13 protein-coding genes are annotated in these 9,960 nt (G+C 32.5%); 7 read left to right on the top strand and 6 right to left on the bottom strand.

The window, feature by feature from the left end:
* From Z053_RS0109580 to Z053_RS0109570, 3 genes are all read right to left on the bottom strand, one after another.
* Positions 1–532 (bottom strand): hypothetical protein (locus Z053_RS0109580; RefSeq protein ID WP_025664805.1); only part of this gene is annotated, 532 nt, incomplete at its 3' end.
* Positions 533–677: 145 nt separating this feature from the next.
* On the bottom strand, positions 678–1,349 hold the full coding sequence (locus tag Z053_RS0109575; RefSeq protein ID WP_025664804.1) for a hypothetical protein: 672 nt from the start codon (positions 1,347–1,349) through the stop codon (positions 678–680).
* Between the two features lie 233 nt (positions 1,350–1,582).
* Positions 1,583–2,749 carry a threonine synthase gene (locus Z053_RS0109570; RefSeq protein WP_025664803.1) on the bottom strand — a complete coding sequence of 389 codons (1,167 nt, stop codon included), beginning with the start codon at positions 2,747–2,749 and terminating at the stop codon, positions 1,583–1,585.
* A gap of 327 nt (positions 2,750–3,076) precedes the next feature.
* Between Z053_RS0109570 and Z053_RS0109565 the strand changes: the two genes are divergently transcribed.
* Both Z053_RS0109565 and Z053_RS0109560 read left to right on the top strand, forming a co-directional pair.
* Positions 3,077–3,373, top strand: coding sequence for a putative quinol monooxygenase (locus Z053_RS0109565; RefSeq protein WP_025664802.1), 297 nt, complete (start codon positions 3,077–3,079; stop codon positions 3,371–3,373).
* 216 nt (positions 3,374–3,589) lie between these two features.
* Positions 3,590–4,150 (top strand): hypothetical protein, encoded by a 561-nt coding sequence (locus Z053_RS0109560; protein WP_025664801.1) that lies wholly within the window; start codon positions 3,590–3,592, stop codon positions 4,148–4,150.
* Positions 4,151–4,190: 40 nt separating this feature from the next.
* On the opposite strand, the gene Z053_RS28245 is transcribed toward Z053_RS0109560, so the two are convergent.
* Positions 4,191–4,391, bottom strand: coding sequence for a hypothetical protein (locus Z053_RS28245; RefSeq protein ID WP_035095631.1), 201 nt, complete (start codon positions 4,389–4,391; stop codon positions 4,191–4,193).
* A 9-nt stretch (positions 4,392–4,400) separates the two neighbouring features.
* On the bottom strand, positions 4,401–4,970 hold the full coding sequence (locus tag Z053_RS0109550) for a Crp/Fnr family transcriptional regulator (protein ID WP_035095628.1): 570 nt from the start codon (positions 4,968–4,970) through the stop codon (positions 4,401–4,403).
* A 240-nt stretch (positions 4,971–5,210) separates the two neighbouring features.
* Here Z053_RS0109550 and Z053_RS0109545 point away from each other — a divergent pair, with 240 nt between their 5' ends.
* From Z053_RS0109545 to Z053_RS28240, 4 genes are all read left to right on the top strand, one after another.
* Positions 5,211–5,585 carry a hypothetical protein gene (locus Z053_RS0109545; RefSeq protein WP_025664799.1) on the top strand — a complete coding sequence of 125 codons (375 nt, stop codon included), beginning with the start codon at positions 5,211–5,213 and terminating at the stop codon, positions 5,583–5,585.
* A gap of 103 nt (positions 5,586–5,688) precedes the next feature.
* Positions 5,689–6,762, top strand: a complete 1,074-nt coding sequence (locus tag Z053_RS0109540) for a hypothetical protein (RefSeq protein ID WP_025664798.1) — start codon at positions 5,689–5,691, stop codon at positions 6,760–6,762.
* A gap of 236 nt (positions 6,763–6,998) precedes the next feature.
* Positions 6,999–7,481 (top strand): hypothetical protein, encoded by a 483-nt coding sequence (locus Z053_RS0109530; protein WP_025664797.1) that lies wholly within the window; start codon positions 6,999–7,001, stop codon positions 7,479–7,481.
* A gap of 246 nt (positions 7,482–7,727) precedes the next feature.
* The gene (locus tag Z053_RS28240; RefSeq protein WP_025664796.1) at positions 7,728–9,056 is read left to right on the top strand and encodes a Fic family protein; all 1,329 of its coding nucleotides are present in this window, start codon (positions 7,728–7,730) and stop codon (positions 9,054–9,056) included.
* 169 nt (positions 9,057–9,225) lie between these two features.
* Here the strand turns inward: Z053_RS28240 and Z053_RS0109520 are convergent, their stop codons facing one another.
* Positions 9,226–9,486 (bottom strand): hypothetical protein, encoded by a 261-nt coding sequence (locus tag Z053_RS0109520; RefSeq protein WP_025664795.1) that lies wholly within the window; start codon positions 9,484–9,486, stop codon positions 9,226–9,228.
* A 281-nt stretch (positions 9,487–9,767) separates the two neighbouring features.
* On the opposite strand from Z053_RS0109520, the gene Z053_RS31460 reads away from it, so the two are divergent.
* Positions 9,768–9,932, top strand: a complete 165-nt coding sequence (locus tag Z053_RS31460) for a hypothetical protein (protein ID WP_160170073.1) — start codon at positions 9,768–9,770, stop codon at positions 9,930–9,932.
* Positions 9,933–9,960: the final 28 nt, after the last annotated feature.

Raw genomic sequence — 9,960 nt, 5'->3', positions numbered from 1 at the left:
ATCTCTCATCATAATTACTGGCAGCAGCATATTTAGAAAAGCTTTGTCTCATTTTGGTATGCTCGCTGGTAGGACATGAAGTTGTAGGTGGTGTAGTGTCTGGATAAATGAAAGCATCAAAAGTAAGAACAGAATAGCCCCCGCTGGTAATAAAAAAAAGCTTGCCTTCGTTCTTATTGATTCTTTTAACCCGCACTGTTCTTTTATTATGAGTATTATCAATAATTTTAAAACCTCCGGTAGCTTCCCAAATTCCATCACAATTTGCCTCAGCAATTGTGATCGTATTTACATAAGGATATACTTTTCGGGTCCTAAAATCCATCCACATAGGGCCTTCATACCTTTTAATACTCCAGTTATGGCAACCATTAGCTGCTTTTGTAGCAGATTTATCTATTGTAGAAGTCTCTACAGATATATTTTTTGATTCTCCTTCAAGACCATCAAGAGTACCATCATCTGTCTCGCAACTACTAATAAAGGTTGCCAGCATTACCATAGTGATTACTTTAAAAATTGTTTTTTTCATGATTTGTTGTTTTATGAATTAGATCTGTTATTGTAAATAATTAGAATACTCAATACAGAGCATAGTAAGTTATGGTCATACTACATTAGATATACCTATTTTGTATGCTTATAACTCAAATGTTGAAGGCAAGTCTACTGCCTAATTACCTTCCTATATTCACATAAAAGTTTTGAGTTCTGGTTTGGGTAGTACAACCATCCTGAGCAATCGAAAGTGTGACATTAAAATTTCCATAACCTCGCAGTCTAATACTACTTCCTGTTCCGTGGTATGTATTTCCTTTATTAACCACTGTCCAGTTATATGTATATCTCTCATCATAATTACTGGCCGCAGCATATGTAGAAAAACTTTGTCTCATTTTGGTATGCTCGCTGGTAGGACATGGTGGTAGCGGTGTTGATCCTTCAGGGATTGCAATAAAATTACGCCCTACACTATTAAATCCTCCTTCTGCTCTTTTTACATAATGTATAATTGAGCCTTTTTCTTTATTCGTTCTAAGAAATCGTGATCCTACTTGTTTAAAACATCCTGTAGTTTTCCAAAACCCGAAAGGATTATTTGCCGTTACCTTTACATAAGTCCCTATATGAGGTACATACTCTCCATTAATCACATCATAAGGACCATCAAATCCTGTAATTTTAAAGAAAGGATCTTCAAAGGGTCTCATCTTCGTAGTAGCGTTATCGGTTATCGTCTCTTTTGATTGCTCCTGGATAGCATCAAGAGTACCGTCATCGGTTTCACAGCTGCTTATAAAGATAACTAGCATCAAAACAGAAAGAGTTTTAAAAAATGTTTTTTTCATGATTTGTTATTTAAGAATTAAATGTGTGATTATCAATAATTGAATGTACAATACAGAGCATAGTAAGCCCTAGTCACCGTATTAGGTACCTGGTTGCTAATCAATTATTTAATCCAAAAGTAGAAGCCATACACTGTTTACACTACCCTGTTTTCAGTGAAACAGTATTTATCTTATATAGTTACCAGTTTTTTTGGATCAGTAACAAGTTGTTTTTTCTCTTAAATAATAAATTATGAATATAAATTTTCGGTATACTTATATACAGAACCAGTATTAAGCAGTACTACCGATTCATTATCTTTTATCCAATGGGTCTGCTTTAGTTTTTTATATGCTGCCCATACTGCAGAGCCCTCTGGAGAAATAAATAATCCTTCTGTTTTTGCAAATTCCTGCATCCCTTTTTTTATTTCCTGATCAGAAATAGAAATGGCCGTTCCGTTACTTTCATATAATGTTTTCATGATCAATCGATCCCCAAACGGCTTTGGCACTCTTAATCCATTGGCTATTGTTGGAGCGGGATTCTCATGTTTTGGTACATGATCCATTGTATTATGAAAAGAAGTAATAATAGGGTTACATCCATCTCCTTGAACAGCTACCATTCTAGTAGGAATATGATCTATCCACTGTAAGGCTTTCATTTCAAGAAAGGCTTTCCAAATTCCTATTAATCCGGTACCTCCCCCTGTAGGGTATAGAATTACATCTGGTAATTCCCACTGTAACTGCTCTGCTATTTCATACCCCATTGTTTTTTTTCCCTCTAGTCTAAAAGGTTCTTGCAATGTAGATACGTCAAACCAGGATCCATCATTTTTTGATCTCATCATACTGGCAGCATCTGCAATATTTCCTTTTACCTTAGTAACATTGGCTCCCATGATTTCACAATCTAGCTGAAATGTTTTAGGAGTTTCTTCTGGCATAAAAATATGAGCATTGATTCCTGCTTTAGCACAATACGCGCTAAGAGCGCTTCCTGCATTTCCGGCAGTAGGGATACACATTGCTGTAATCCCATGTTCTTTTGCTTTACTTACTGCCATACTAATTCCCCGAGCTTTAAAAGAACCTGTAGGATTACCAGATTCGTCCTTAAGCAATAATTGAGATTGGTTATAGGTAGATTCGAGTTTTGATAATGCCAGAAGTGGTGTAAACCCTTCTCCTAGGCTAATGCGGTTCTCTTCTTTTTCTACTGGTAACAGCTCATGGTATCGCCACATAGTTGTTGGCCTACCTTGTAAATCATTTTTAGAGAAGTGATTACGCATATTATAATGCGCAACCAAAGGTTGATTATCTTTTAAGCAAAAGCTATGTACTTCGTTCTTATTATAAATTTCTCCGCAGTGATCACATCGAAGATAGGAGTATTCATTAGTGAGCATAATATATTAGTTTTGATCACATAAAAATAGGCTGCAACTGGGATACCTCAAAAAGGATTAATTCATGAATAGCCATATTTTCCACTTTATACGCGGAATAATAAACAAATAACCATCGAATAAATTGTTCTCTAAGAATATTTAAAATTTATCTATCACATAAACAAAAAGAGCGCAGGTTTCAGTGATAGGTCGAGGTTTTTTCTTTTCCCTCGTTTTCAATGCACAGGTAAATTTTACACATTAAGTTCATTTCTTAATTTAGATTAAGAATATTGAACTCTTCGCTTTCTAATTTTGCTTCAAATATTGATTAAATAAAAACGAATGGGAACAAGTTGTGAAGTAATTTTAAAATCAAAAGTCAAAAATTCTATGGTAAATAATCTCATGAATTTTCTTGAAGAGAATCTACCTAATGTAAGAGGGTTTAATGGATGTTTATCTGTAAAAATACTTTTTGACAAAGAGGCTAATGAAATGGTATTTCATGAGGAATGGCTAAGTAAAAGTCACCATACAGATTATATAGCTTTTATTTCTAACAATGGGGTCATGGCAAAGCTCACTGCTTTTTTAATAGAAGCACCAGAGGTTAACTATTATCAAAAACTAATTATATAATAGTAAAATCCAAAAAACATATTGGATCATAATTGGTATATACAATGGGTTTTGCGCCGGTGTCAAATGTATATTCCTATTTCTTATCATTAGGAATATAAAAATCATTACGGTAGTTTAGTACTCATAAAAAATGAGTTAATGAAATGTTTTACCATATTCTCTCTAGTTCTAGTTCTACTACACCATACTACATGTTTTTCTCAAGATATTACAATGAATAAAGAAGTCACAGAAATTATAGCTTCGGGAAAGAATACTATTGTACAATCTGCTCTAAAGCTGGTCGGTAAAGGAGCTGGGACAGAAAATTTCTCTAAAATTAGAGTAACTACCGATGGTAAAGAGGTTTTTATTTCCTTTAGTAATCCCATAAAATATCTACCTCAAAAAACTGTTTTCTATTTTGATGCTACGGTACTCCTAATAGAAAAAGTAACTTCTCGCCATCCGGTTTCTAACCCTACAGCGTTTGATCATAAAAAGGAAATCCTATTTTATAAACATACAGAAGACACAAAGAAAAATACTCAATTTATAATCGAATCTATTAATAAGAGTAGTGAAGTTGGTTCTATTAATGTAGAGGATTTTGAGGATGATATGATCATTAGAGAACATGAGAATCATTATGCAGTAAGTGTCGTATCGCGATTTCAGGAATCATCGTATAAAATAGAAAAAGTATCGGGTAAAATTTATGATATCGAGCATGCTCATCTCGAACCATCTCCATTAGAGAATGACAATAAAGACATCTTTATAGAAATACATTGAGATAATTCATAAAAAAGATTGGGTTACGAAATACAATATCCTACTCTTTTGGATATCCAATTAAGTAAATTTTTTCAGACTTTCCTTCTATAATCTCTTTTTTCCAGATATAGGTATCATCCTTAATGCTTTGTAAAAGCTCATCGAGATCTTCTAACCGATATATTCTCCTGCTGGTAAGTTCTTTTTTAACACCCGAGAGCAAAATTATAGATTTAACAAACACAAAATTTTGATCCAAATCAAGTTTTTACTTCGATGCTCTAATTCTACTTAATGTTTCTTGTGTGATGCCCAAAAAAGAAGCAATATCTCCCAGAGGTACACGAGATTCTATTTTTGGATGTAGATCAATCAAACTATCATAACGTTGTTGCACCGTTCTAAACTGAAGAGAAGCTATTCGTTCTCTAAGTTGATAGATTACTTTGGATAAGGTAAGTCGGTACAGATGTTCAAAGTCGTGATGTTTTTTACATAAAGCTTCTAAATCATCATGGCCTAATACCACCAGAGTACTGTCTTCTAATACTTCTATAGTATGAGAGCTGGGTCGACCGTATATAGGATCGGTTGTCGATGGGATAAAATCATTTTCTAATGCAAACCAATCGGTTATTTTTTTATCATCAGACCTATAATAGGCTTTGAGTGCTCCTTGTATGATATAATAGAATTTATGTGAATATGCACCTTCTTTTACCAGTATATCTCTTTTCTTATACTCAACAATTTTTATTTTTTCGGACCAATCGTAAATAGCCTCGGCACTAATGCTGCCATACTCTTCTGTTATCTTTTTAAATATATCTTCTATCATAAAAATCAATTGTTTGGGTAGCGTTTGTATGGGTAAATATGCAAAAACTTGCCTACATAACTTATGGCTTTGGTGCAAATTTTCTAAAAATCTAATCACCTCTACCCCATCGAATTAAACTTTTATCTCACTCCTGCGGGTTCCCGTAAAAATATCTAAAAAGGGAATAGTAGTTTAGTACCTAAAATATACCTACGGTATATTACATCGCTACATCAAGAAAACAAGGGATTAAAAAAAATGAACAAATTGAGCCGTAAAATCAGAGAAATTTCTGAAGACAAGAATATCGAACGAGAAAAAATAGTACAAGAATTATTAGAGCATCTCGAAGTAAAATATAACCTAAAAGACCATCACGAAGAAGATCAACAGATTATTAAAGGTATCCAAAGAAAGATTATTAGTGTATTACTACAAGAGCCAAATCAAAAGAAGGAATTAAATCAAACCGTAAAATATAATGATGTCTTTGATCTGGATAGGATAGAAATGAGCCTACTAAACGATGCCTGGAACGAATTAGAAGCCCGCGACGAGGTATATGCCGAGGCTTACGAGATAGGATTAACCGATAGCGGTATTAGAAAGCATAGACAGGAAATTATAGTATAAAAAACACAAACAAACGTTTACAAATAATTATAAGTAATTACAAACAGTTGTATAGTTACTAGAGATAACTATATATCTTTGTTGTAAGCAAGCTGAACAAAATTTGAACATATCGCCATACATATTTGAGCCGGATAAAAGTATTGAAGTATATAAAAAGACTTCTGGCTACTTATTGAACAATTCTAAAATAAAAGATAAGATTGGCGAATTAGGATGGTTTTATCATATAATAGGAATGACAATTCCACAAAATTGGGACAATCTATTCTCTGGACACATTTTTCCTTTTTCTGAATCGTGGGAAGAACTTCAGGTATCTTATAATCTAATCTGTTTCGGATTATACAAACAAGCATTTGTGTCTTTAAGAAGTGCTTTAGAATTAGGGTTGTTGTCTGTTTACTATAACATAAATGATGAAGGGCATAAAATGGTAAAGGATTGGCTTTCGTCAAAAGATTCTAATGATGCCAATACACCAAGAGCAAATACAATTTGGAAAGTACTTTTGTCAAACGAGAACATTAAGAAATTCGATAACGAGCATAAACTAAAAGAAAACTTTAAAGAACTTGGATTTTTACATAATTACGTTCATACCAAAGGAAATAAGTTTTCTAATAAACTTGGGAGATTTAAAAGTAATTTCCAAACCTTTGAGCCAGACTTAATAGATTCTTGGCTGGAAACTTATGAAAAAATCGCTTCAATTGTTTGCTCTCTACATTTACTCAAATATCCAATCGCAGTAGTAAAATATGACTATTCAATAAAATTTGGAATCGACATTCCAAGTTTCGGAGGATTAGAAACATTTAACATTGAGAAGATAAGAAATATTTTACCTAACCATTATTTGAGTAGTATCGAAGAAATAGCTAAAAATGATATTCAAACGCAAGAAACAATAAAAGAGATAAAATCATTTCCAGATAAAACAGAGGAAGAAGTTGAGGAACAAGTTCGTTTTTTTGACAAAATGACTATTGAAGGCTGTGGATTTAAGAAATGGCTTGAACAACAAAAAAATGTACTTGAATTATTAAAGGAAAAAGAGTTTAGTGATGTAATGCTAAATCGTATAGAGTATTTAAAAAAATGGTCTGTTGAAAATGACTATTATGACAAAACTAAGCTTGACAAGTTCAAAGAAAAAAATAATCAAGGTGAATGAAAAAAGCCAGTTTACAACAATAACTATAATTAATACGGGTTTTGGTGTTTAACCCAAAGTTTAGTGCGTTTTTATAGAGCCCACTAAATCTTTTGATTTGGCTTTAGAATAAAAAAATAAAACAAAATAAAAAGTTTTGGCTAAGTGCTTAATCGAAAGTTCACTACTTTTAATTCCCGCACTAACCATAGCCAAGACGTTGTGCTTCATTATAAGGGAACTTAAAAATTAAAACAGTGAGATTATTTAAACCAGCAATCATAATACTATTATTAGGGTTAGTTTCAACGACATATGCTCAAGATAAATCAAATGATGCCACTTGGGAGGAAACAATAGGTTTTCTGAGGAAATATTCCGATAAGCTAGAAGATGTAAAAAAAATTGATGATAAATACATAATGTACATTTATAATACTAGCGTAACTGAAACTGTAATTGATTTAAACTATTTATTGGAAATAGAAGGTTATAAGAAATCACAAATAGGAGATGGGCACTATTTAACATTAGTACTCACAGGGAACTACTGTTATACTCGTAGCAACTTAAGTGGGAAATGGGAAAAAAATGGTTTAAACTTGAGAAATAATTATTTCATTATTCCAATTGCTGATAAAGAGTGGCAGGTACGATTCTTGAAAGCTTTCCAGCATCTTGCTTATTTAGCAATAAAAAGGAGAGAAAATCAACGAAAGACTTCTGGCGATAAGTTCTAAATGTGAATTCCTATTTCACAATTGAATAATAATGAGGTACAACAACATCTATACAATAATGCGGGGTTTAGGTTTGATCGAAAAGTCTTTGTCTATTTAGTTTGTCTCCAAAGATTTAAATTTAGTATTTTAGAAAATATAAAAACAAAACATAAACTTTAGCTAAGTGCTTAATCGAAATTTAGTTACTTTTAATACCACACTAACCATAGCCGGAACGCTCTCAACAACCTGAACAAATAGATCATGAATAATATAAAAATAGCTACAAAACTAAAATCCCATTTAGATTCTTTACGACCTTTAAGTAAAGAGGATGAATTACGAATAATGCAAAAGTTTAGATTGGACTGGAATTATCATTCTAATCATTTAGAGGGAAACTCTTTAACTTATGGAGAAACAAAGGCTTTAATCTTGTTTGGAATAACAGCTCAAGGAAAGCCCTTGAAAGATCATTTTGAAATCTCTGGTCACGATGAAGCAGTAAAATGGATTTTGGACATAATTAAACAAGATCGACCGCTAACAGAAAATTTTATTCGAGAACTTCACAAAGTAATATTAAAAGAACCTTATGAGGTTGATGCTATAACGCCAGATGGAAGTCCAACAAAAAGACGAATTAAAATTGGTCAATATAAATCAAGTCCAAATCATGTAAAAACTAAAACTGGAGAAATTTTTAGATTTGCTACTCCAGAAGAAACGCCAGCTTTAATGAGAGATTTGATTGATTGGTATAGAAATGAAACTAACAAATCCAATTTCAATCCAATCTTAGTTGCATCTGAATTTCATTATAAATTTATTAGAATTCACCCTTTCGATGACGGAAATGGAAGAACGGCTAGAATTCTAATGAATTTTATTCTTTTACAGTACGGTTTTCCACCAGTAATCATAAAGACTGACGATAAGTTAAGCTATTTTAGTGTTTTACGACAGGCAGACACAGGAGTTTTAGAACCTTTTATTGATTATATCGGAAAGAACCTTATACATTCTTTAGAAATTATGATTAAAGGTGCCAAAGGCGAAAGTATCGAAGAACCCGATGATATTGATAAGGAAATTAGTTTGTTGGAACAAAGATTGAAGTCATTTTCCCAACCAATAGAAATATCCAAAAATAAGGATTCTATATTAGAAATATTTGATAACTCAATTGTACCGCTAACTAACAAATTTATTGAAAAAGCAGAAAAATTCGAACAGTTTTATGTCAAAAATGAATTTCATTTGTTTGTTAATAATGGCTCAAAAACAGTAAGCAAGGAAAGTGCACTTGAGGTCGCTCGAAAGAGTATTAATGAAGATACTAATTCTGTAAGGCCTAATTTCGTTTATACTGCTTTTAATCAAAAAGGATTTCAAGAATCTAACTACCATTCTTCTATTGAGTTTCAATTTGATTACGCTAAATATCGAGTAATGGCTTCTAAAAATCAGGTACTCATTGAAAAATTATATTCTGAACAATTAACAGATGAAGAGATAATTAAATTAGTAAATACTGAGATCAAAAGGCATAAAAATCAGATTGAAAAACTGATTGAGAAATTAAGAAAATAAAATTATTGAGAATAAAGGTTATAACCCGATGGCTTAGATTTTCACCTCAAATCCAAACCATCATTGAGAAACACATACAGATCAACACAATAAACCAACTACACAAAACTAGAACCAAAAAAAGCTACCCCTACAGATAGCTTTTTATACCATTTTAAAGAATCTGGCGCTACAAAGTTTCTAATTGTTCTAATCCTTGCCATAAGATTTTTAGGTCTAGTAGTGCTTGTTTTTCTTCGGTATCAAAACACAAATCGGTGTGATACAATGCAAAGTCATGAATCATTTTTAGAGAATTAATAAGATCATCAACCCCATGATATCTAAGATAGCCTAAAAGATCTACTTCTTTGGGATGTAAAGGTGTGTTGAGTGTTGTTTCATTCGCCTCGTTTATAGTACAAGGACATTGACCATTTGAGTTTCGCATAATTTAATGGATTAAGATGAATAAAAAAGAGAGGTCACCGCGAAACTCATCAAAGCGATGCCTTGAAGGTCTTCGGGACTTACACCCGTTTGCCTCTCCAGTATTTTTATTTAAACCTAGTGAATGATAAATGCATCATTAATAATATTTTGATAAGTTTCGCAATGCGAAGATACGACTTTTGATTTATAAAGCACACCTAATGGATTAGATTATCACCATGTTCAAAAAAATAAAAAAGCATCAATTCGAGTGTTTTGTCGTAATGAAATAAAGACAAAATGTACTTCGGCAAGGCCTATCCTGAGCTTATCGAAGGGCTCAGCAGGACTATCGAGAATAGCTTTTTTGATCCCAAATTCTATTCTCGATACACTTCTTCCTATGGTCGAAGCACTCGAATTGACGAATTTGGGACTCCAATAGCGGTATTAGAGAAAGTATAGTTATCAAAAAACACAAACAAACGTTTAC

The organism is Aquimarina megaterium XH134, from assembly GCF_000520975.1.
Lineage (GTDB): Bacteria > Bacteroidota > Bacteroidia > Flavobacteriales > Flavobacteriaceae > Aquimarina > Aquimarina megaterium.
Note: the sequence above shows the minus strand (reverse complement) of the source record. Positions and strands in the feature narration are given on the sequence as shown.

What these genes read in the sequence shown, in the direction of transcription:
- Z053_RS0109575 (WP_025664804.1), bottom strand. Translation starts at nt 1,349, where the DNA reads ATGAAAAAAACATTTTTTAAAACTCTTTCTGTTTTGATGCTAGTTATC.
- Z053_RS0109570 (WP_025664803.1), bottom strand. Translation starts at nt 2,749, where the DNA reads ATGCTCACTAATGAATACTCCTATCTTCGATGTGATCACTGCGGAGAA.
- Z053_RS0109565 (WP_025664802.1), top strand. Translation starts at nt 3,077, where the DNA reads ATGGGAACAAGTTGTGAAGTAATTTTAAAATCAAAAGTCAAAAATTCT.
- Z053_RS0109560 (WP_025664801.1), top strand. Translation starts at nt 3,590, where the DNA reads ATGAATAAAGAAGTCACAGAAATTATAGCTTCGGGAAAGAATACTATT.
- Z053_RS0109550 (WP_035095628.1), bottom strand. Translation starts at nt 4,970, where the DNA reads ATGATAGAAGATATATTTAAAAAGATAACAGAAGAGTATGGCAGCATT.
- Z053_RS0109545 (WP_025664799.1), top strand. Translation starts at nt 5,211, where the DNA reads ATGAACAAATTGAGCCGTAAAATCAGAGAAATTTCTGAAGACAAGAAT.
- Z053_RS28240 (WP_025664796.1), top strand. Translation starts at nt 7,728, where the DNA reads ATGAATAATATAAAAATAGCTACAAAACTAAAATCCCATTTAGATTCT.
- Z053_RS0109520 (WP_025664795.1), bottom strand. Translation starts at nt 9,486, where the DNA reads ATGCGAAACTCAAATGGTCAATGTCCTTGTACTATAAACGAGGCGAAT.
- Z053_RS31460 (WP_160170073.1), top strand. Translation starts at nt 9,768, where the DNA reads ATGTACTTCGGCAAGGCCTATCCTGAGCTTATCGAAGGGCTCAGCAGG.